The organism is Haladaptatus pallidirubidus, from assembly GCF_020700235.1.
Lineage (GTDB): Archaea > Halobacteriota > Halobacteria > Halobacteriales > Haladaptataceae > Haladaptatus > Haladaptatus pallidirubidus.
This window is the reverse complement of the sequence record NZ_CP085303.1, coordinates 46272-68041: the sequence shown is the minus strand read 5'-3', so window position 1 is coordinate 68041 and position 21770 is coordinate 46272. Positions and strand designations below refer to the sequence as shown.

Sequence of the window (21770 nt, the reverse complement as noted above, 5' to 3'; positions counted from 1 at the left end):
CACGGATCGCTGCCATAGCTAGTTAATAAACCTTCCACAAACAAAGAGGTTTGTTATTCGACCCCACTATAGAAGTGAGGACGGACTGTGTCTACCGCTTGAGTTCGCCTGAAGACGGAGGTCTGCGCTGTCGGTCTGTATCAGGTGGAACTTGTCGACACATTTTCAAGAACAACGCCAATATCGCTTATCGTGATGGATACCTGACCGACCGTCTGCGTATGACCGTCAATTGTGAACGTTATTCCGTCAAACGTGATTGTCGATGAATCAACCGTGAATGTTTGATGGTCAATCGATGTCGTTGGTAATCCTGGTCCTGAAAGGTGTGTATCTTGAATTCGAATCGTTCCATCGCTTATTTCGATGTGGTGTTTCCCATCTCCCTCGTTGCTTACGCTTGTTGCTGGGTCACCACTGGTTGCTGTTGCACTCATCGTTGCAGGCATCATAAGCACTGCGCCAACGAGTATGCAAACCGCGAGTTGTTTCCATTTCATTGCACTAAACCGCTGGCTCTCGCTCTTGATAATGGCCGCTGACTGTTTCGATTTTCAAGCTCGCTTTTATTTTCACGTGGATGATCCCATTGAATAATATCTAGGAGGTTAACCTATACAAACCATGTCCGTCAAGGGCGCTATCGTGAGCTTGTAACAAATATCGAGTAAGGCAATCGTTCTCTTCGTTTATGGTACATTCATTATCACTAATATATGATGTACCTGAGGTTATTCCTGTATATTTGACAATGGAATAATGACACCATATAATCGGTAGGAAGACCCTGCACATTTGGTCTAGCCGATAGCGAGTGGTGAGATGTCCCGACCTGCTACCTATTACGGGATTGCAGGCGAGCAAGCCTTGCCCTGAAGGGCAGGGAGGATGCCACTCCGTATTGACTCAAACGTGTGAATTGCTAATTTCCTTCCTGTAATGCAAAATACGAGATGGGACAGAATCCAAAAAAGACATATTCATCGTTTACGCTACCGCCAGTATGGATCGCTCTCTTATCCAGAAATCGTTTTTTGGATTGCTCTTGACGATTCCCGTCTTCGGCGTTTTATTCCTGTTTATCGATATCAAGCCTGTTCTTACTGCCTTACAGCAGGCAGAGCAGACAATTATTGGATTCGTAGTGGTTGCAGTGCTTGGATGGTTACTTGCGTGGAGTTTGTCGCTCAGAACGGTTCTTCGCGTGTTAGATGTTCCACTGTCTATCCCACGATCTTTCTTTCTCTTTTCAGGTGCCACCTTCTCGAATAACGTGACACCGTTCGGTCAAGCAGGTGGTGAGCCGATTACCGCCTATCTTATCTCGCAAGCCTCAAAAACAAAATATGAAACTGGATTAGCAGCGATTGCAAGCGTTGATACACTCAATTTTGTACCCTCGTTTGTATTCGCCGTGGTCGGCATTGGGTACTATGCAACAGTACTCACCCTTACCTCTCATATGAAATCTGCTGCAATTTTTCTTAGTGGTCTTGGAATACTCATTTTTGGTGGTGGCTATTATCTTTGGGTTTCTCGTAGAGCCGTTGAACACCATCTTTCTGCCGGTCTTGCCATGGTTGCCCATCGAATTGCCAGCATCGTGCCGCGAGTTTCTGCCCCAAATCGAGACACAATTAGAAAGCGGATTCGCCACTTTATTCAAACGATTGAACAAATTGCGACGAGTCCGTTACAGCTGGTGTTTGCACTCGGTTATTCGGGCGCCGGCTGGCTGTTCCAAGCAAGTGCACTTTGGCTAGCATTTTATGCAATTGGAACAACAATCCCGTTTTCAGTTGTGCTGTTTGCAATTCCGATTAGTGCAATTGCCGGCGTTACTCCGCTTCCAGGTGGTGCTGGAGGCATCGAATCAGTACTTATTGCTCTGCTTGTTTCCGTCACTAGTGTTGAGTCTGCGATTGTGGTTGCAGCAGTTCTGATTTTCCGTGGTCTTGTCTACTGGGTGCCGACGATGATTGGTGGAAGTGTCGTTGCAGCTGTAACGGCAAAACGCGTCATCTAAGATCGTTTGTCGTGCAAGTTAGCGCTTTGAATCTCGGTTAATAATGGGCTCGATAAGTTCACGGCCTGCAGTGAGGAGCGACGTGAGTCGTTCGGCGTCGGTCGTTTCAGCATATATCCGGAGCTTCGGTTCAGTTCCGCTTGGTCGAATAAGAATCCACGAACCATCTGCCAATAGCAGTTTGAATCCATCAAGGGTGACTGTCTCGGCAACCGGTTGGCCACTGATCGTCTCGGGGATCGAATCCTCGAGTGCTAATAAGACACTTGTTTTCTTCTCCTCTGGACAGTCAATATTGATTTTATCAGCATAGATCCGGCCATAGGTCTCAAAAAGACGGTCAATTCGATCATCAAACGGTTCAAGTGCTGTTGCTGCAGCAGCAAGAAGCGCCACGAAAACCCCGTCTTTCTCTCCAATGTGGTTTTTGACAGTGAACCCACCGGATTCCTCGCCAGCGAGGAGCGCATCGTGTTCATCAAGTCCCTGAGCAACCCATTTGAATCCCACCGGAACCTCATATACGGTTGTCTCGTACGCCTCGGCAATTCTATCGATAAGGAAGGTTGTTGAGACGGTTCGTACCGCCGGTCCACTCATCTCACTGTTCGTGAGGAAGGCCTCATACAACCCTGCAAACAGTAGATGGCCGGAGAGGACGCCCCTCCGGGGAGTACAAATTGTAATTCGGTCACCGTCTCCGTCGTTCGCGATTCCCAAATCTGCATTGTTTGCCTCGACTGCGGTGGTAAGATCCTGGAGGGTGTCCGGATTAGGCTCAGGGGCCACATCACCAAACGTTGGATCGCGTTCACAGCGGCGACGAATGACCTCCGCACCAGTTGACTCCAAAAGGGAGTCAGTAATTCCACGACCGCTTCCATGCATTGCATCGTAGACGATCGTCAGCCCTGAGAGGTCAGCCTCAAAATACAGTTCAGTGAGATCGATAGCTCTGGACAGATGTGCCGGTACTGGATCGAATCGTTCGATCGAACCATGTTTCGCCTCCGGGAGGGAAGTAGGAGGTTCAAGGTGAGACTCGATTGCCTCGGTGACGCTAGGCAACGGTGATGCAGTATCTTCGGGGACGAACTTCACGCCGTTATATTCGGGTGGGTTATGGGATGCGGTGACAACAAGGGCACCCGCAAGATTTCGATCGGCGATCGCGTATGCTACCGTTGGAGTCGGCACATCCCGAGCAGTGAGAAGCACATCGAACCCGTTAGCAGAAAGCACGTCTGCAAGACTCTTTGCGGCTGCGTTCGATCGTTTACGAGCATCATAACCAATCGCAACTGGTCTATCTGTTCTACCCTGCGTTTCACGGAGATACGTAGCAACAGCTTGCCCGACCATCTGGATTCGATCATCAGTAAAGTTGTCTAGTGTTGTCCGCCAACCCCCAGTGCCGAAAGAAATCTGACCCATAAGAACTGATTCCAGAAGACGGTATAATAAAAGCTCCTATAGTCATTATTAAGTGGTGTGGATGGCTGGATCGGAATAATGTACTACGTGGGCGTCGACCTCGGCGCAACTAACATCCGTACGGTCGTCAGCGACGAGACAGCCACGATCCTCGGCAGGGCACAAGACGAGACCCCTCACGGACCAACAGGGAAAACGGTCACAGAGACGGTTCTCCGCGTTGTTCGAGAGGCGTGTGATCATGTGGGAGTACGACCGACGGACATTGATGGGGCTGGGATCGCATCTATGGGGACGATGGACCCAACCGCTCGCGTTATTACAGTACCAGCGAATGTGTCCACTGAAATCGGATCAATTCCGCTTGTTGATCCACTCTCGGAGACCTTAGACACCGATAACGTCCATCTTCGCAATGATACCGTCGCAGGTGTTATCGGCGAGCGATTTTACACGTATCCACGCGCTGAGAATCTCGTGTATATCACGATTTCCTCCGGTATTGGCGTAGGGATAATTGCCGATGGAGATGTGATTTCAGGACGGGACGGGAATGCCGGTGAGATGGGTCACATGACTATCGATGTCCACGGCTTCATGGAGTGCGGGTGTGGACAGGACGGACATTGGGAGGCATACTGTTCAGGAAACAATATTCCTCAGTTCGTTCGTGCTCTTCATCAGGAGAATCCGGTCGAAACTGCCCTCCCCATTGACAGTCTGGAGTTTTCCGCGAAACACCTGTTTGAACGCAGTGGAACGGATGCATTTGCAGATCACGTCATCGACCGGCTTGCACACTTCAACACTGTCGGCGTAGCGAACATCGTCCATGCATACGACCCCGCTGCCATCAGTATTGGTGGTGCTGTTGCGCTCAACAATCCAGAACACGTGGTAGAACCTATCAAATCGCGGCTTGATGAGGCTGTTCTCGTCGAGCCCCCAGAAATTAATCTGAGTGAACAGGGGTCGCAAGTTGTATTAAAAGGTGCTCTCACCCTCGCAATCACCAACGGTACGGAAATCCAACCACCAGCCTGAAATCCTTTCCACCCTGAAGGGCGCGGCTTTCTCACCTACAATCAGTAACCGTTGGCGTTGGGTCATCTCCACCATTCAATATTTGATCGACTAAGTCGTTAAGGCCGGGCGCGTCCTCGTCACTTGGTTCATCCGACGGATAGTGTGGAATCGGCGCCATTGATATTGCCTCCAACAGACATACGCTCGTCCAGAAAGTTAATAGTTTGCTTGTTGTCGACACAACACACGATTTTGCTAATAAGAACAATTGCGATGCTCTGAATACGTGCTGAAAGCAAATTACCATAACACGAATAAGATTCGAAGACAATCCAAAAACAAGGAGAACGGTACTTCTCGATTCCCTCTACCGAAGTTCACCCCACGTCCCAACGAGTTCGCCATTTACGTACCGGTGCTGCTCGAAGCCAAGCGCATTGCAGATGAGCGTGTGTCCCATGAACGACAGTGTATAGTCAGCCATGCCAAAGGGGTGGAGTTCCCGCTGATTTGCCGGCGGCAGGACAGAGCCGATTACGTTGATCTCTGCGTCGTCGGCTGACAGCATTCCGGTACCGACGTTACCATCTCCGCCGAGGCTACCGGCGACAGTGCCGCCAGCGTCCGCAAAGGCATTTGTGTTGACGGTCCAAATTGGTGAGTCATCGCCTGTTGTATAGCCGAGCTGGGATATTTTCCAGATCTCCTGCTGGATTGGTCTGATATCCATCAATAGCGGATGATCGAGGTCTCGATCCCTGAGATTTGGAAAGTCCGTCGTCCCATGTTCGATGTCATCAGCCTCGATAGCTGCAGCTTGACCGACGTTGAGCGGTCCGAGAAGGTTGATTCCCGCGTCAGTAAGTACGAGATCACCGCCAGCCTCGACAAATTCCTCGATAGCCGAAACGTATCGCTGATCGTCGACACCATCGTCATGCGAAATGACAAGATTGTCATACCGGCGCTTGCCGGAGTTGCCCCGCATCAGCCGACCGATACGCACGTCGTGGACGCGCAGGCCATCGATCGATCCCTCTTCGAGGAACGGCTCGAGATCCTCGAAAAACTGCATCGGGTTAACGACGTATTCGCGCTGGGAGTACCCGAGAACTTCCTTGGGATTCGGGTATTCATCCTCGGTCTCGAGGAGAACCGTCTCAACATTAATTTCGGCCTCACCGTCGTATTCGATTGACCAGTCACCGTTGTCCGGATCAGGGACGTAGAAGTGACCCTGATCTTCTGACAGCGGGTTAGCAAGATCAATTTCACGGACGGTTTGGCCACCAGGATTGACGAGCTTGACGACACCCTCGTCGATACCGTGGGCGGTGAACTGGACAGCCAGTGAGTGTGTAGTGCTTCCCGATGTCGCACGCGCTCTCCCGCCGGGGCCCGGCTGGACGGTCTCATGACGGCGTTGAATCCGTGTCGCGCGCCCCCGACCCTTGCCCTTTCCGTTACCAGGCTTTTCGTCAGTATACGGGAGATCCGCCGATCGACGCGTCAAGACATCAGAGCTGACGTAGGCGGTATCCTGTCCACCGGTCGCTACAGTTGCGTTTGTCTTTGCAGCCGTCATTTCAGCGTACTCGCGCATCGAGATGCGATATGCCATCTCCAGGCGTCGCTCGATAAATGGCTTCCAATCATAGCCGTCCCGGAGCACCAGTTCAGGGGCGACCGTAACCGCACCAAGGCCACCGAACTCTTCGGGTTGGCCCGCCCAGCCAAGCAACCCGCCAGTGATCTGGTAACTTAGCGAGTCGTAAATCGTCCCATAGTCTAGCAGTCGTTCCGGGACGTATCCTTCGACGCCGTGAATAGCTTCACTGGCGCGAGACGTATCATCGGCAATCGTTTCAGGGCTGCCCCAGTGCGCTTGCATCCCATTGTCAATACGGATATTGACCTCGTCTAGGTTGTGCGTCCCACTGTGATTGTAGGGTGCATTGGATTCGAGATTCAGCACCATTGATTCCGAGAGATCCATCATGTGGTAGTCACAGAGGTACTCGACGTTGTCGTATCCACGCAGATGCTCGACAACTGCCAGTGCGTCCGGAACCATCTCTTCGTATCCCCGACCTTCTGGGTCGTCGGGACGTACCTCAGGTGTATCTTCAGGTTCGGCGGGCCAGTACTCGGGGGAGACCCATCCCATCGTCGGGTACTGTCGATTCGTATCTCCGATGGCTGCGTTTCCGCGGTCATATCGGAATCGCTCCGTGTCGCCCCACCATGTCTCGAATTCATACTGCGGCTTTCGGACGACCCAGCCGTCCGGATTGATAAAGACAAACACGATGACGATATCGGAGAGAACATCCTCGAAATCGCCGGCTATGCCCTTTGCAGCCTCTTCGATAATCCGAGTGCCAGCCACGCGGCCTGCTGGTTCGTCACCATGGATGCTAAGTGAGAACACAACTTTGTCTTTCTCTGCAAATGATGTCTCATCTTGGATATTCTCTGTGACTTCTGCAACATAGACGTCCTTGGGATCGGGGTCGTCGCCCGTATACAGATTCTCCCAACCCGGACTCTGGCCGATCGCGTGCACGCGGAGGCGATCTGTGTACTCTTCCGACAGATATTGGAGTCCCTGGTTCAGCTCGCTGTGGGAAACGAAGTCACGTGCATCCTCAACCTTGGGGAAAACACGATCGGCATAGGCATCGCCGAGTTTCCAAAACGGATTTGCACCTGGTGAGAAGTCGACGAACTCGATACCACCGCGATCGAGAGCGTCTGCGAGCTCGTCAGCAGTGAGATAGGCGTGGGCTGCAGGAGTTGGCTTCTCACGGGTTACGGCTTTCGGGGGTAAATCGTCTTCCTCGATGTCCCAGTCTGGTTCGCCATACTCATCGTAAAACACGTTGAGCGCGTCTGTATCCTCGAATTCGATGACCAGTGTTACTTGGTGGTCATCTGGTGCGGCGTTGACGGCAAATTCCGCGAGGTCGGTCATCGCCTCATCAGAGACCTCAGCTGTTACCGTACTGGGTAAGGCAAGCGCGGCACCGGTTGCAGCTGCGACGCTTAGGAATGTGCGTCGGCCGATTGAGCTGCCGTCGAATGCGCTCTGTTCGAGTTTTGCTGCATTTTCAGCGGTGTATCGATTCGTTTCGTCGTCCGATTCAGTCTGGTTGTGTTGTCGGTCGCTACTCATAGTCACTAATCTGCGTGTGAATTTCTCCCTCACGCGAGATTTATTATGAATTTATATTTCCTTAATGCTGAACAAACCCGTGCTAGCTAACCGAGAAGCAAATATTTATTATTCCTAAATATTAATATTAGTGACTAAAAATGGAGGAGGACGTCGAATGATCGAGAAAATAAAGGCATTCGATCGTTTTGGCTATCGCATCGGAATTCCGAGGTTACCCTGATCTGGAGTGGGTGTTCGCGTATTGAACAAGGCGAGGGCCTCGAGGTGTGACCCCGCGGCGGTTCACCACTTGTGATTGCACGAGGATTCATACGATTAGTCAACCATAATATTTACAAGTGGTCAGTAATCACTGCCTCTCGTTGGATGTCGAGACTTGGTTGTCAACTTCGATGAGTCTTCCATAAGCACAGACTGACACGTGGACTATGGTTTACTATACCTATCCCATTTCTATTCCGAACAAACTACTTAAAAAGTTAGTATTTATATCTAATATATTAATACATATATAATTTGCAAATAAAACGGCCGAAAGAATGTAGTCAAACTATACCATGATATAGAGTGTCGGGTTTTTGTATCCCATGTGATACCCGACACGTGGGTCAATTGCGAACGACACCAACCGATACCCACGTTTTACAGAACCGGATTCAAGCAGTGCATAACTAAACTTCTGTATGTCAATCGCATATCTGTCGGGGTAGTATCTCTGATCCATTGGCCAACAATCCCGACCTCGTGGAGATGTTGGAGGATCATCTCCATGCGACCTTTTGAAATCACACTTAGACTATATAAAGAAATCATCAGTACGAGATGCGTTCTGGACCGAGGATTTACATCAGTAGTGCTTGTATTTGGTCATATCGATGATCTCGAATCGACGATCGCCACTCACGCCACTTGCGCAAGAATCGCTCGATGCACTCGCGCGCGCACTCCCGGACGAGGGAGAGCTCACGTACGAGCAAGCGTACGCGATCCTCGAAGAACAGGAGGGGCTTGAGCAGCCCGCTGCCGAAGCTATCATCGAACGACTCTACATGCGGGGCCACATCTACGAAGTTGAAGGAAAGCTTCGACTGACTGATTACCGACCTGAATAGCGGGAATGGGATTGGTGGCAAAGCCCTATTCGATATTCGAATTCGACGGCTTCAGATTTACAGACACCCTTCGCCTCGCCATATTCCCAGTTGTCAGTGTCGACGATATGAACCGTCACACCCAGATCATCGGCTGCCTTCTGAAGGGTAGGAACGAAATTTTTAGCATCTCCCGTAGCCGCGGTCTCCAACTCGGGAAGCGGTTCACCCTCCGTCTGGGAAATATCGAAGACAGCAGTAGGTCTGAATCCGACCAATCCGTTCGACCACGCTTCAGGCGGCACTTCGTCGTATGTACATTTACTTTGCTCGTGGTAGCTCGGTGAATTTTCGCATTCGGGGCATCGCTTTGTAATGATCGGTGCCCAGATCCAGATTCCGTTCTCTCCTTCCTGGACGTGACGATCGAACTCATTCTGCCAAGTGTTGTACCCTGCAACTGTTGTCGCATTCGGACACTGAAGAGTGATCAAGAGCGTGTTCCGATAGGAGTAGTCATGAAACGTCGGTTGAACATTCAGCCAGTCTTGGAATTGCTGACCCGCTTTCGCCTCATCGGTTAGAGTAGTGAGATCGTCGATCCATTGGTTGATTGTACTGTGCATCTCGTCACGTCGGGTGTCAGAGTCCTCAAACGACACCACAGAGTTGGTACTCGAAGTCATTGGTTTTCGACTATGGACGCTTCTAATGAACGCCCTGCACCCTTTAGGGGGTTATAAAAAACTTGTCTACCCGTTGTCCAATTTGTCCGTTTTGCCGTCTGTACCCTGTCGCAGTCAGCTTTGTAGCAGTTGAAACACGCATCCATCAGTCGCTAGTACAGTCATTTGCGGTCAGCGCACACGATTCGATAAAAATCACATGGCGAACATCGATACTTAGTCCGTCTCGAAGCTGTAGGTCAAAAAGATTAATGAGATAACTGAATATGAAAGAACGTTGAGCCGACTTACATTACGATACTTGCAACCATCCAGGTAAGCAGGAGAATAGCTCCCCAAAAGAGTAACTGGAACAGCAGAAACAGCCGGATCTTGAATGCTGATTGACTTGGACCCATGACATCAATAAACATCACTCAGTGGGTATTTGTTATTCTGTACCACACCAATCGTAGACAGGTACTACTGCTGGAATCTCCTTGAAAGGGAAACCCTGCTGTTTACGACGGGGGAGAATATCACGCAGTCACTTGGTCAGCGAGGCTATCGACATCCTCGAGATCATCGGCCATTAAAACCAACCGGAGTCGAGGACGGCCAACATCAATTGGGACTTTCTCTGTGTCGATCAGGCCACGATCCTCGAGTCGTGTTTTTGTCCGAGAAAATGTTGCTTTGCTTGCAACCCCCGTGTCCTCGCCCCATTTACCGATGTCATAGAGCAACTCATTGTTGTTCGCCGCGACTAACAACGTGATTGTTACTGCATCGAGATCGTCGTCGTCTCCCGGTACCGTCTCAACCGATTCAAGCATCATCATAAAGTCGTCTCTGACATCATTCCCGAATTCATCGCTGAGTGTTTCTTGTATACGTGACAGTGGTGGCGTTCGCACGGTGAACTCGTCGCCCGTTTCCCACTCGTCCATGAATGTTGTTCGCACGTTCTCGACAAACGAATCATCCGTGGAATGGAGTCCGGTCAGTTCATCACCTGATATTACTATTGAGACAACTCGATTATCACTGATGAGAAGGGAACTTCGTGCAATATCAGTCGTCGTCCGAAGTGAGAGAGTTCCTTGATCGATTAAATCTGCGATTTGACTCGCCAGGATGAAATCTTCGACAGCTGCTTTCAACAAATCGGGGGTTGCAAGCACCTTGATGTCAGGAAGTTCATTGTCAAACTCGGTTGCCGTCAGAATCACTGTTCGAAATACATCCGATGCAGGGTTCACCACAAGGAGTGAATCTGCATCTTCAAAGAGTGAGTGGGTCACCTCGGCGAATTCCTGATCAAGGACGGTAGCTTCTAAGGACATACTCTCGTCTGAGGGGATAGACATCTTTTGTTCTGATCCCGTTACTAATTGGCAAGTGAGCGCTTAAACTAGTGAATGAACAGCTTAACTTGGGTAGAGCACACTCTGAGAATTTTCTCTCATAGCGTTTTGATTTGTGTGTTCCGAAGTCTCATTGTAATCAGAAATTCAAGTTCTCATCACCAGGTCAAACCATCATAAGTGATATTGTCGTTGTGAGTTATAATACGACGGCCATCCACAACGACGGGATTTCTCATCTGTTCGAATTCATCATCAAGCGCACTGAATTCGTCCCAATCAGTAACGACGAGAGCACCATCCGCGCCTCTAAGCGCCATTAATGCCGTATCAGCGTATTCAATATTGGGAAATTGTTCACGCATGTTCTCGGCGGCAACAGGATCATAGGCGACGATTTGTGCGCCCTTGTTTTGTAGTCCTTCAATAATTGGAATTGAACGTGAGTTTCGAATATCGTCAGTACCTGGTTTGAACGCGAGACCGAGTATCGCAATCCGTTTATCTGGAAGAGCAATGTGGCTTTCGAGCAACTCGAGCAGACGCTTAGGTTGCTTGTCGTTCACTTCGATAGCCGCCTCCACAAGCGACGGTTCGTATCCTTTGTCACGCGCGGCAGAGACCAATGCGGCTGTATCCTTAGGGAAACAACTGCCACCCCACCCTACACCGCTACGGAGGAATCGCTCACCGATACGCTCGTCAAGACCAATCGCGTTCATAACTTCGTAGGCATCTACTTCGTACTCTTTGCAAATATTTCCAAGTTCATTGACAAGGCTGACTTTCGTAGCAAGGAAGGTATTGTTCGCGTACTTGATCATCTCTGCTTCACGAATACCAGTTTCGACGACTGCCGGATTAGATTTTGCAACGAGTGGATCAAATATTTCTGTAAGCTGTTCATTTGCGCGCTTGGTTTCGGCACCGAAGACCACTTTGTCTGGATTCAGAAAATCTTTGACTGCACTTCCCTCACGCAGAAATTCAGGATTCATTGCTATATCAAAGTGTTTCCCTCTTGTCTTTCCAGATGTCTCTTCGATGATCGATGCCAACACATCCTCGGTTGTTCCGGGGATGACCGTGCTTTTGACGACAACGAGATGGTAGTCGTCTTTTGTTCCTAATGTTTCACCAAGCGAACGAGCACCGGCCTCAATAATGGACGTATCGATACTTCCGTCCTCACGGGATGGAGTCGGTAGTGCAAGAAACGTTGTGTCCGTGTCCTGGATAGCACTGTAAACAGTCGTTGCTCGAAGTTGGTTTCCGCCGTACTCCGCGACGAGATCGTCTAGTCCAGGTTCATGAATAGGTGCGGTACCGCTGTTGATTTGTTTGACGATTTCTTCATCAATGTCGATATTAGTGACCGAATGACCCAGCTTAGCGAAGCAAGCGGCGACAGTTGTTCCGACATAACCGCTTCCAATGATGCTAAGTTTCATTATTTGATTAGTTTGGGGCATATTCCTTTAGCCTTCGGATGTAACCGGGTCTAAAAGTATTTAGGACTGGCGTTCATGTGGAAAAAGTATGAAAGCTGTAGTCTTGGCAGCTGGGAAGGGCACTCGTCTTCGGCCACTGACGGAAGACAAACCAAAAGGTTTGGTCGAAGTAAATGATAAACCCATTATCACTCACTGCTTAGAGCAACTCGCAGAACTCGGTGCAGATGAATTTATTCTTGTTGTCGGCTATCGCAAAGAGGACATCATCAGCTACTATGACGACGAGTTCAATGGGATACCCATCACTTACGCCCACCAGCGTGAACAGAAGGGACTCGCACACGCCCTCCTAACTGTCGAAGAACACATCGATGACGACTTCATGCTAATATTAGGAGACAACATCTTCCGAGCAAATCTCGAGGACGTAGTTCGTCGCCAGCAGGAAGAGCGTGCCGACGCTGCCTTCCTCACCGAAGAAGTACCATATGAAGATGCCAGCCGGTTTGGTGTCTGTGATACGAATAGCTACGGCGAGATTACAGACGTCGTAGAAAAACCCGAAGATCCACCATCAAATCTCGTTATGACTGGATTTTATACGTTTACTCCAGCGATATTCCACGCCTGTCATCTTGTCCAACCGTCGAACCGTGGTGAGTACGAAATCAGTGAAGCGATCGACCTACTCATTCAAAGCGGTCGAACTATTGATGCAATCCGAATGGATGGGTGGCGCATCGACGTCGGATATCCTGAAGACCGCGATAAAGCAGAACAGAGACTCAAAGAAGAAAAGGGTGTAGTTGAACCGTCCACATAAGTACGCGAAAAACTTCATATGTATATCTATTATCATTTCATTTGAATTCTAGAGGTCAACAGAACACAGTGATGTGAATTTGAGCGCAAGTCTTGATGTGTGCCGCTGCTGAATACGGTATCATCGTTGAAGTGCGTCCCGAAGCGTGGACCTCCCGTGAGTGTTCAAATTGTGGGTTCACGGCAGATACGACACGGCATTAGGACACACTGACGTGTCCGTGCGGCTTCGATGGCCACGCGGATCTCACGGTGTCGGGGATGTTCTTCGACGCTACGAATCGAACGTATCGTGGCCGATGGCATGGCCCGTGTGCCTCAGTGTGACAACCACCGATGGTCGGCGTCACCATGTGCTCACCGTCCCAACAAGGAGCTCACGTACTCCCAAATTACTGCCGGAGAATCGGCGTAGCCGATCCCCACAGTGGAATTCTCACGCTTCAGCGCAGGGGAATATCAATATTCCTCGGTTAAAATTTCTTGATAAAGTTGATCTACTTGACCGAGCATCGTCTCTTCATTGAATTGGTGTTGAACACGCTTATACGCATTTTCACTGTATTTCTGCAATAAGTCTTCATCTGCCAGTACTTCATTGATTTCGCTTGCCAATGCGTCTGAATCACGGGGTGCTGTCGTCCGTCCGGTCTCACTGTCTTTACTTACCCAGGGAACTCCTGTTCTGAGGTTCGTGTTTACGATTGGAGTACCATAGGCCATTGCTTCTAGCTGCACGATACCGAATGCTTCGCTTGGTTCTACAGATGGAAGGACGAACAAATCTGCTGCTTCATAATAGTGTGGCAGATGCTCATCCGGGACATACCCTAAGAAATGGACCTTATCATCAACGCCACGCATAGCAGCTCGCTCTTGGAGCGATTCCCGTAATTCACCATCTCCAGCGATCATGAGGGTTGCGTCGATTTCGGTCATCGCATCGACTAAATATTCAACACCCTTGTAGTAGATTAGGCGACCGACAAACAATAACGTCGGTCGATCCGGATCGACCGGTAGTTCAGGTGGCTCTCCAATTGGGTCTGTGTAATCATCGAGATCGATCGATAACGGTATCACAGTACATTTTTGCTCATGTGGAGTAAGGTGCTCTGAAGAGTTAAGGAGGTTTGGTGAGGTTACTATGATTCGATCTGCCTGGTTGAGGAACCGCTGTAAAAACGGTCGATAATACTTTAATGCGGCCTTCTGTCGAACAATGTCACTGTGATATGTTACAACAATCTTTGCGTCCGTCGACGGTGTGATGAAATGTGACCCTACACAGAGTGGATTTGGTAGATGATAATGTATGATATCTGCGTTTCTCTGTAATCGAGCGAGTTGAGCGGGGAATGTTGGCGATGCGGACACAGATAAAACAGTTCCAAAGCTGCTAGTTCGGGTTACGGGAACATCGTTGACTATCGTCTGTTCTCCAATTCCCTCTGTTGCCGATGCGAGTACGCGCATGTCGTACTTGGAATGTAATCCTTCTGCGAGTTGCTGGACGACGCGTTCGACACCACCAACATCCGGATAGTAAAATTTGCTCACTTGAAGTACCGTTGGCGAATCATTAGACATTGTTGATCACCTCTCGGTATGCTGTAACTGTCTCACGCGCCGTGCGATCCCACGTGAATTCGGCAGCCCGAGAACTCCCTTGTTGAATGAGTTGTTGGGTGACCGATTCATCTCTGTTGGCTTGCATGATGCACTCTGCGATTTCATTGGGATTGTTTGGATCAGCCAACAGTGCAGCGTTGCCAGCAACTTCTGCCATCGCGCCTCGGTTCGACGTAATGACTGGTGTTTCGACATGCATCGCTTCGATAATCGGCAGCCCGAATCCCTCATACAGCGATGGATATGCCAATGCAGTTGCGTTGCGATATAGCCATGCCAACTCCTCATCTGACACGAATCCAAGTGCACGGACGCCGGAGACGTCAGGCAGGTCATTTGATGCAAACACGTTTCGATCTGGTCCTGCAAGGACTAGATCGATGGGGTCGTTTTCACTCTCTCGATAGCGTTGATAGGCTTGTACTAGCGTTTCCAAGTTTTTCCGAGGATTCGTCGCTCCAACGGAGAGGATAAAGTGATCCTTTGTAAGGTCATCTATCGGTTCTCCTGGCTTGGTTGGTGGTGTAACACCGTTGTATGTTACGAGCGTTTTACCTGCTGCGCGGGGATAACACTCTACGATCTCATCTCTAGCGAATTCAGAGACAGTGAGTAACCGATCCGACACTCGCACTGCAAGTGGTGTAAGGATCCGATAAAGAGCGGCATATCCGTGTGAAAACCATTCGGGATGGCTAACTGGAGAAATGTCGTGAATTGTCGTGACGAGTGGAGTTCGTGCAGCTATTGGTGGTTGTCCTGCTGGTGTATGGAATACATCCAGATCGTGGCGGTCGATCGCTCGTGGGAGTGTTGTTTGTTCCCAAATATGGGCTTGATGACCGCTGTGAGTGGGACTTGAAACACCTGCACTTTTAATCGACGAAAATTCGTCAAATGGTTTTGGAATCGATTGGGTACCGAAAAGAATGTATTCGAAATCGTCCTCCCGCTGTGCGAGAGCCTCAAGAAGTTTATGTGTATAACGGCTAACGCCGGTTGGGTTTGGTTTTGTTAGTACTCTCGCATTGATTCCTATTTTAATCATTATTTCATCGCCTGTGATTACAATATTCTACTATGGTTGGGACAATTATTAATATTTGTTCCAACACCCCGAACGCCATGATAATATCTTAAGAATAGATCTACTGTCGTTCCATACTTTTTCATCCTTAATCACTCACCGAATCAGCCTAATAGTCCCATCGAAATCTCCGTCCATGTATTATATATGGTAATTTATCATGTAGTTGACCCCATAAAATTTCGGCTTAATCAGGGTATTACCAAATCTACATTATTGGCGATTGACTACTTCAATAAATATTTTCACAATAATGTGGTTGTAATCTACCCACTTCCTTTTAGAGGATTGTGATTTCGATATGCATTAGATAATTTTTAGTAGTACTGAGAGACACTGCCGACAATGACTCGACCAAACCTGCTTTTACTAACCATTGACTGCCTGCGTTACGATAGTTGCGGATTTAATGGCTACGACCGACCAACAACTCCAAATCTTGATCGGCTTGCGAATACTGCTACAATCTTTGATAATGCTTATGCAACGGGTCCATGGACAGCTGAGTCATTCCCGGGTATCATGTCTGGACGCCTATCGAGAGATACCGCCTATTATGAGCAAATCTCGTGGAAAGCGATTCCGAACGATGCACCGACGCTTGCATCATGGCTCCACGAAAATGACTATAATACAATGGCTCGCGTATCTAATCCTCATCTTTCTAAATATCGAAATTTTGATCGTGGATTTGATTCATTTGAAAATCTCCGTATTAACAGATTAGGCGAGAAATTTACTGCTGATAGAGCAGCAGGGGATTCACCCAGTTCGAAAACCAAGATTATCGCATCACTTAGATCGACAATGCGTCATCTCAAAAAATATGATATCCCTCTATCTCATACGATGCCCGTTGTTGCGTACCGATTAAATCAACTGTCGGGACAATGGCCAACTATTGCAGCAGAAGATGTTATTGGAGAACTCATAACGGCTTTAGATTCAACAGATCAACCGTTTTTTGCGTGGGCACATTTAATGGATCTTCATGCCCCTATTCATCCTGAGCGAGCTTCTGAAGGCGGTCTCCTCTCTTCAGATTCTACAATACGCCAATTTGTCTGGGATGCTAATCGTCTCGTAAATGAGTACGAACCACACTATCGGGATATGTACGATAGCACGTTACGATACATTGACCAACAAATTGGTCAATTAATTAAATGGTTAAAGGCTAACAACGAGTGGGACAATACGATTATTATCGTAACGAGCGACCACGGCGAAGCTCTCCATGACCGTGGTATTTACGGTCATGCTGCAGGAAGAGACAAATTCGAATTTGAGAGTGATCGTCATTATATGTATGACGAACTTTTACATGTTCCACTTCTGGCGAAATCCACTCAGGATAACCCGAAGCGTCTAAATCATCTCTTCTCACTTGGTTGGCTTCATGAGTTGATCGCAGATTTACTCGATATAACCCCCGTGGATATGCCGCTATCAACTGATCGCGAATCTCATCTTAATGAGGGTACGGATGAAATTATACAATCAGATGTGATCTCTGGAGAGAGCCAAACAATCGCGGTTCGCGATGATGAACGAAAGATAATAACACAAAAAATAGATAACGGTGTCCTTGATCTTGATGCGGCAAAGGTGTATGCCCCAAAATTTGATCGGCGAGAACAATATCCGCTTGAGGAAGAACCATCACCAAAGCTTGTGAAAGCTATTGAACAAATAAACCTCCAGGAGAAGTTGCCCCAGTTAAGTGGAGAGTTAAGTGCAGATACTGAGGAACTCCTCGAAGACCTCGGTTATCGATGAAATTTTAAACAGATAGATATTCAGTCCAGTTCATCTGTTACTTATCTATCGTCTGGGAAATGACTTCAATAGTTCTTTTAGCTACATTCTGCCACGTATATTTTCTTGCTGTTTCGAGGCATGCCTCAGAATTCAAATTTTCTGCTTCACACACCCCTTCTTGAAGGCTGTCTGTCACGACACCACAATCTTGATCAATAACTTCGGCTGCACCACATTCGTCAGTGGCTACAACTGGGGTACCACATGCTAATGATTCTAAAATTATATTTCCGAATGCCTCAAAGTGAGCAGGATGAATAGTAGTGACCGCGTCACTGTATAATTGTGCTAACTCCTCAGGGGAAACGCGTCCTAGTGCCTTTGTATTTGGCTGGTTGGTTTGTGAAGGTCCAACCATCCAAACTTCATATGGGGCAGTTTTAGCATATTCAAGTACTCTCGAAATTCCTTTTCGCTCTTCGCTACCAACAAAGAGGATATACTTTTGTTGGTGATCTCTCTCTTCTCGTGGATAGAAGATACTTAGATCTACTCCGTTATGGATGACATTTGTTTCACACGATACATTGTAGTGGTTTTGCCATGCTGTACGGCAAAGATGGCTTACGAAAATTGCTTGATCTGTAATGGTCAGTGACCGCTGATCATTCCATCGCCGGGTTGGATCAACTAGTGTATCGAGTATTTTGTTGCTTAGTTCTCGTGGGGGTCGATATTTTCTCTCTTCGCGTTCACTGTCATGGTATTTAGTAATAGTCGGTATCTGTAGCGAGAATGGTATTGGTGTATGTACCAGAGCGACGTCGTAAGCCGAGGTATCGAATCCGGCCAGAAATCGCCATAAAGCCACTGAGAATCGAATATGATATCCTTGACGGCTTCCAAAAGGGACTGTATGAATTGTAGTGTCATCTGGAATCAAATCAGATGAGACCTTTTCGCTTTCTGGACATTTGCCAGTGATCACCGTAATATCGTGGCCTAATTTATTCACTTCTTCATAAAGATATGATAAGTGGTAGGAAATTCCACCCAATACGTGCGGAGGAAATTCACGTGTTATTACGAGCAGATCCATATGATGAGTAGAAACTTATTCCTTATTATCTTCCTGATTAAGTCTGGTCATGCTCTAATCCCTCTTAACCTGCATAATCTTTAATCTGGCCTGAATATTTGATACTCATCACTAAACAATTATACTCCTGGGTTACACAGAACGACTATACAATGCTAAGAGAATCGATGGCTGCAGGTCAAAAAGCGATGAAACAAAAGCTAAAGCGTCCATCTCAACTACGGAGTCTCGCTGAACCGTTTTATTATCGATATCAAGGCTATCAAGCTACCAAATCTCACCAGCCTCCAGAAAAAACATACGAGCGCTCTTCTACTGCCCCTGATCATATTCTGTGTATTGTTATTGATGCACTGCGACCAGATCATATCCCTAACCTTCCTCTCGAATTTACTAGTGCTATCTCTCCCGCTACATGGACCTTTCCTTCTGTAACAAGCTTACAAACGGGTCTCTATCCGCATGAACATGGAGCAATAGCTCACACTATGAACGAAGAAAAAAGGCATTTGGCGGTCCCAGAACAAACTAATGCTACACCTATTCTCCCCCAATATCTAGAAGCTACGGGCTATGAAACATATGCTGGATGTGCCTTCATGATGCCCTTCCTTGCACTACAAGGATGGTATCAATCGCATCGAGTCTATGGTGATGCTTGTGCGGAACAAGTATTATCTGATTACAAAAAATGGAGGACAGGACGAAATGAAACATTTTCGTATTTACACTTAGGTGATCTCCATATTCCTGTTCGACCACCGACGAAATATATCGATGAGAGAGATATAGACATGAATTTGGAGGATATTCAGGGCTTTGGAGGCTATGATGGAACCGGTAACCGGGGAAAAGATTTCGAGAAATTCCGTACTCAAAGACTTCGTCTCTCACGAGCTGCTCTTGATTATGTGAGCGATCAAATTCGAGATATTCTCGCCACATTCCCCAACACTACCGTCGTCCTCACCGGAGATCATGGAGAAGCATTTTGGGAACACTGTGATGTTGATCTTGATTTTGCAAGCTCACAACCAAATTATGGTGTTGGTCATGGTGGAACTCCATTCGATATGGTTGCACGAGTTCCATTCGGGACGAATACTTCTCGATTACTTCCCCGTGGTGGATGGCCAAGTCTCCGGGATCTCCCACATACTATTTTAGCAGATGTCTTGTCATCACATCCTAAAGAGTTACCAGGCCGAAACTGGAGTGAAGAAATCCCTCAAAAGAGAGCTGTTCTTTGCGAAGGAGTGCGCTATGGAGCTGAAAGAAAGGCAGTATATTCAGACCAACGAAAATTGATTCGGTCGGCTGAACATAATACAACTCTAACTGCAACGGTTGACCCTGATGTACCAGGTGACACCTTTGTTCCATTTGATCAAGAGGAAATCAATAATTTAGCAAAAAGATTACCAGATTCATGGGACTCAAAAGAAGGTACAAACGCTAGTGAAATGGTACAAGATCAATTAGAAGCACTTGGCTATACGTGAATCAATGAAATTTAGACAGGATATTATATAGCTACTCATAATCTCTTTTAGGTTGTTAGCGTAAGGATCGATTTTATAGCTTATCGGATCTTAAAAGCGGTTAGAGCCCACTATCGAGTTACAACATTTGAGGAATCAACCACATTAGTTATATAGATCATGGCTTTACTGTAAGCAGATTCAATTTCAGATCTCTTTATTAGTCCTAATGGTATTAAAATAGCCATAAACAGGAGGAACCCGCTTGATGCAATAGCTATTATTTTATAGAAAGGAGGAAGCTGGAGAGCCGAATTAAGTCCACCAAGTAACATAAAGAACAACAAGAATGCAACGATAAGTTTGGGTACTAATTTACGATCACTAAGATTCATGTCTGTGAAGTAAAATATTGTTGTGTTAGAAACAAATATGACTAAGTAGGAGATTGAGGTTCCAATTGCAGCTCCAGTTGCACCATACTCAGGTATCAAGAGAATATTAAGCACTATATTAACGACCAAGGCAAGCACAGAACCTACCTGAGAATGTTTAATCCACCCTGTAGCCTGAAGTGCAGGAGAGATCACTCGTGTTATTCCTAATAAAATTGTCCCCAATAGTAGGATTCTCATTGGCATTGAAGCGGACACGTAATTTGGACCAAAATAGAGGTGTAGAAATTCGTTGCTGAGAAAAAAGATGCCGACGCCAGTAAGAAAGACAAAAATAGAAACATATCTAATTGACTTCGTCAACGATTCATTTATTCGTTGGAGGTTATTGGATGAATAGTTGAACGAGATATTTTGTAACAAGACTACTTGAATTGCAGATGGAATCACCCACACTAATTCAGCAGAGAGAAGAGCAGATTTGTAAACAGCAACTGACTCGGAATTCGTAAAAGTACCCATTAAGATAATATCTGTTTTATAAAGAAGCATCGCTGCGATACCACCTACAGCTTGAAGCGACCCATATCTCAAAAGCTTATCCATGTGTTGTCGGTTTATATTAATATTTATTGACGAAATACCACCGATCTTATTAGAAAGTAATATCCCATACAATGAGGCAACAAAAAATGAAAAAGCAAATCCTACTAGTGCCCCTGTACTCCCCCCAATAACACCACCTATAACCGTTAGAACCAAATATAATATATTCCTCACAATTTCAATTTTGGTAGATATTTGCTCCCGTTGAATTCCATGAAATAACGACCTTGATATTTGATACACATTTCCAGATATGACTCCAAATACGATAATAAGCGCTATACTTGCTGCAGGTGCTCCAATATCCGCACCTGTATATACCATAATTATGATCCCGCCTGTTGACACAATTACTCCACTTATCACTGTGAATATAAGTCCAATAGAGAAATAATCACTTATTATATCTATATCATTTGTTTCTGCGATATGTTTACGCAATGAATCAAAGAACCCAATCATGCTCACTAAACGAATTATACCAAATATTGCGACAACAAAAGTAAAGACACCAAAAGCACCTTGTCCTAAGGTTCGGGTAAGCAGTGGAGTGACAATAAAACCAGATCCCAATAAAACAAGCTTTGAGATAATTACGAAACCAGCAGACTCAAAAAGAGTGTTTCGCTTAGACTTAGTCATTCAA

At 47.2% G+C, this 21770-nt stretch carries 16 protein-coding genes and 1 pseudogene; 7 read left to right on the top strand and 10 right to left on the bottom strand.

Annotated elements, in window-relative coordinates; genetic code table 11:
• Positions 1 to 140: 140 nt before the first annotated feature.
• The gene (locus LIX15_RS24090; RefSeq protein ID WP_227777735.1) at positions 141 to 500 is read right to left on the bottom strand and encodes a hypothetical protein; all 360 of its coding nucleotides are present in this window, start codon (positions 498 to 500) and stop codon (positions 141 to 143) included.
• Between the two features lie 503 nt (positions 501 to 1003).
• On the opposite strand from LIX15_RS24090, the gene LIX15_RS24085 reads away from it, so the two are divergent.
• Entirely contained in the window at positions 1004 to 2026 is a 1023-nt protein-coding gene (locus LIX15_RS24085; RefSeq protein ID WP_227777734.1) for a lysylphosphatidylglycerol synthase transmembrane domain-containing protein, read from the top strand.
• Positions 2027 to 2044: 18 nt separating this feature from the next.
• Here LIX15_RS24085 and LIX15_RS24080 read toward each other — a convergent pair whose 3' ends face one another.
• The gene (locus tag LIX15_RS24080; RefSeq protein WP_227777733.1) at positions 2045 to 3460 is read right to left on the bottom strand and encodes a phosphohexomutase domain-containing protein; all 1416 of its coding nucleotides are present in this window, start codon (positions 3458 to 3460) and stop codon (positions 2045 to 2047) included.
• A gap of 78 nt (positions 3461 to 3538) precedes the next feature.
• Here LIX15_RS24080 and LIX15_RS24075 point away from each other — a divergent pair, with 78 nt between their 5' ends.
• Positions 3539 to 4504: an ROK family protein gene (locus tag LIX15_RS24075; protein WP_227777732.1), complete on the top strand. Its 966-nt coding sequence runs from the start codon at positions 3539 to 3541 to the stop codon at positions 4502 to 4504.
• Positions 4505 to 4853: 349 nt separating this feature from the next.
• Here LIX15_RS24075 and LIX15_RS24070 read toward each other — a convergent pair whose 3' ends face one another.
• A complete protein-coding gene (locus tag LIX15_RS24070; protein WP_227777731.1) occupies positions 4854 to 7661 on the bottom strand; it encodes a M14 family zinc carboxypeptidase in 2808 nt (935 codons plus the stop codon).
• 878 nt (positions 7662 to 8539) lie between these two features.
• Here LIX15_RS24070 and LIX15_RS24065 point away from each other — a divergent pair.
• Positions 8540 to 8776 carry a hypothetical protein gene (locus LIX15_RS24065; RefSeq protein ID WP_227777730.1) on the top strand — a complete coding sequence of 79 codons (237 nt, stop codon included), beginning with the start codon at positions 8540 to 8542 and terminating at the stop codon, positions 8774 to 8776.
• Between the two features lie 56 nt (positions 8777 to 8832).
• On the opposite strand, the pseudogene LIX15_RS24060 reads toward LIX15_RS24065, so the two are convergent.
• The 3 genes and pseudogenes from LIX15_RS24060 to aglM form a co-directional block, all read right to left on the bottom strand.
• A pseudogene (locus LIX15_RS24060) lies at positions 8833 to 9441 on the bottom strand (ArdC-like ssDNA-binding domain-containing protein); the annotation flags it as partial.
• A gap of 518 nt (positions 9442 to 9959) precedes the next feature.
• A complete protein-coding gene (gene tbsP / locus LIX15_RS24055) occupies positions 9960 to 10766 on the bottom strand; it encodes a transcriptional regulator TbsP (RefSeq protein WP_227777729.1) in 807 nt (268 codons plus the stop codon).
• A gap of 179 nt (positions 10767 to 10945) precedes the next feature.
• Complete coding sequence (aglM, locus tag LIX15_RS24050; RefSeq protein WP_227777728.1) at positions 10946 to 12238, bottom strand: UDP-glucose 6-dehydrogenase AglM; 1293 nt, start codon at positions 12236 to 12238, stop codon at positions 10946 to 10948.
• An 88-nt stretch (positions 12239 to 12326) separates the two neighbouring features.
• On the opposite strand from aglM, the gene aglF reads away from it, so the two are divergent.
• Together aglF and LIX15_RS33780 are read left to right on the top strand one after the other, a co-directional pair.
• Entirely contained in the window at positions 12327 to 13064 is a 738-nt protein-coding gene (gene aglF, locus LIX15_RS24045; RefSeq protein ID WP_227777727.1) for a UTP--glucose-1-phosphate uridylyltransferase AglF, read from the top strand.
• 95 nt (positions 13065 to 13159) lie between these two features.
• Positions 13160 to 13267, top strand: a complete 108-nt coding sequence (locus tag LIX15_RS33780) for a zinc ribbon domain-containing protein (RefSeq protein WP_390185279.1) — start codon at positions 13160 to 13162, stop codon at positions 13265 to 13267.
• Positions 13268 to 13522: 255 nt separating this feature from the next.
• On the opposite strand, the gene LIX15_RS24035 is transcribed toward LIX15_RS33780, so the two are convergent.
• A complete protein-coding gene (locus LIX15_RS24035) occupies positions 13523 to 14653 on the bottom strand; it encodes a glycosyltransferase (RefSeq protein WP_227777726.1) in 1131 nt (376 codons plus the stop codon).
• Positions 14646 to 15743, bottom strand: a complete 1098-nt coding sequence (locus LIX15_RS24030; RefSeq protein WP_227777725.1) for a glycosyltransferase family 4 protein — start codon at positions 15741 to 15743, stop codon at positions 14646 to 14648. Before LIX15_RS24030 ends, LIX15_RS24035 begins: the two co-directional genes overlap by 8 nt.
• Positions 15744 to 16127: 384 nt before the next feature.
• Between LIX15_RS24030 and LIX15_RS24025 the strand changes: the two genes are divergently transcribed.
• A complete protein-coding gene (locus LIX15_RS24025; protein ID WP_227777724.1) occupies positions 16128 to 17561 on the top strand; it encodes a sulfatase in 1434 nt (477 codons plus the stop codon).
• A 37-nt stretch (positions 17562 to 17598) separates the two neighbouring features.
• Here LIX15_RS24025 and LIX15_RS24020 read toward each other — a convergent pair whose 3' ends face one another.
• Positions 17599 to 18642 carry a glycosyltransferase family 4 protein gene (locus LIX15_RS24020; protein WP_227777723.1) on the bottom strand — a complete coding sequence of 348 codons (1044 nt, stop codon included), beginning with the start codon at positions 18640 to 18642 and terminating at the stop codon, positions 17599 to 17601.
• 167 nt (positions 18643 to 18809) lie between these two features.
• Between LIX15_RS24020 and LIX15_RS24015 the strand changes: the two genes are divergently transcribed.
• The gene (locus LIX15_RS24015; protein WP_227777722.1) at positions 18810 to 20144 is read left to right on the top strand and encodes a sulfatase-like hydrolase/transferase; all 1335 of its coding nucleotides are present in this window, start codon (positions 18810 to 18812) and stop codon (positions 20142 to 20144) included.
• Between the two features lie 110 nt (positions 20145 to 20254).
• On the opposite strand, the gene LIX15_RS24010 is transcribed toward LIX15_RS24015, so the two are convergent.
• A complete protein-coding gene (locus LIX15_RS24010; RefSeq protein WP_227777721.1) occupies positions 20255 to 21766 on the bottom strand; it encodes a flippase in 1512 nt (503 codons plus the stop codon).
• Between the last annotated feature and the right edge of the window lie 4 nt (positions 21767 to 21770).

Coding starts and splice junctions, on each gene's coding strand:
- LIX15_RS24010 (WP_227777721.1), bottom strand. CDS start 21,766: ATGACTAAGTCTAAGCGAAACACTCTTTTTGAGTCTGCTGGTTTCGTA.
- LIX15_RS24085 (WP_227777734.1), top strand. CDS start 1,004: ATGGATCGCTCTCTTATCCAGAAATCGTTTTTTGGATTGCTCTTGACG.
- LIX15_RS24015 (WP_227777722.1), top strand. CDS start 18,810: ATGGCTGCAGGTCAAAAAGCGATGAAACAAAAGCTAAAGCGTCCATCT.
- LIX15_RS24070 (WP_227777731.1), bottom strand. CDS start 7,661: ATGAGTAGCGACCGACAACACAACCAGACTGAATCGGACGACGAAACG.
- LIX15_RS24035 (WP_227777726.1), bottom strand. CDS start 14,653: ATGTCTAATGATTCGCCAACGGTACTTCAAGTGAGCAAATTTTACTAT.
- LIX15_RS24025 (WP_227777724.1), top strand. CDS start 16,128: ATGACTCGACCAAACCTGCTTTTACTAACCATTGACTGCCTGCGTTAC.
- LIX15_RS33780 (WP_390185279.1), top strand. CDS start 13,160: ATGTGTGCCGCTGCTGAATACGGTATCATCGTTGAAGTGCGTCCCGAA.
- LIX15_RS24065 (WP_227777730.1), top strand. CDS start 8,540: ATGATCTCGAATCGACGATCGCCACTCACGCCACTTGCGCAAGAATCG.
- aglM (WP_227777728.1), bottom strand. CDS start 12,238: ATGAAACTTAGCATCATTGGAAGCGGTTATGTCGGAACAACTGTCGCC.
- LIX15_RS24080 (WP_227777733.1), bottom strand. CDS start 3,460: ATGGGTCAGATTTCTTTCGGCACTGGGGGTTGGCGGACAACACTAGAC.
- LIX15_RS24020 (WP_227777723.1), bottom strand. CDS start 18,642: ATGGATCTGCTCGTAATAACACGTGAATTTCCTCCGCACGTATTGGGT.
- aglF (WP_227777727.1), top strand. CDS start 12,327: ATGAAAGCTGTAGTCTTGGCAGCTGGGAAGGGCACTCGTCTTCGGCCA.
- LIX15_RS24075 (WP_227777732.1), top strand. CDS start 3,539: ATGTACTACGTGGGCGTCGACCTCGGCGCAACTAACATCCGTACGGTC.
- tbsP (WP_227777729.1), bottom strand. CDS start 10,766: ATGTCCTTAGAAGCTACCGTCCTTGATCAGGAATTCGCCGAGGTGACC.
- LIX15_RS24030 (WP_227777725.1), bottom strand. CDS start 15,743: ATGATTAAAATAGGAATCAATGCGAGAGTACTAACAAAACCAAACCCA.
- LIX15_RS24090 (WP_227777735.1), bottom strand. CDS start 500: ATGAAATGGAAACAACTCGCGGTTTGCATACTCGTTGGCGCAGTGCTT.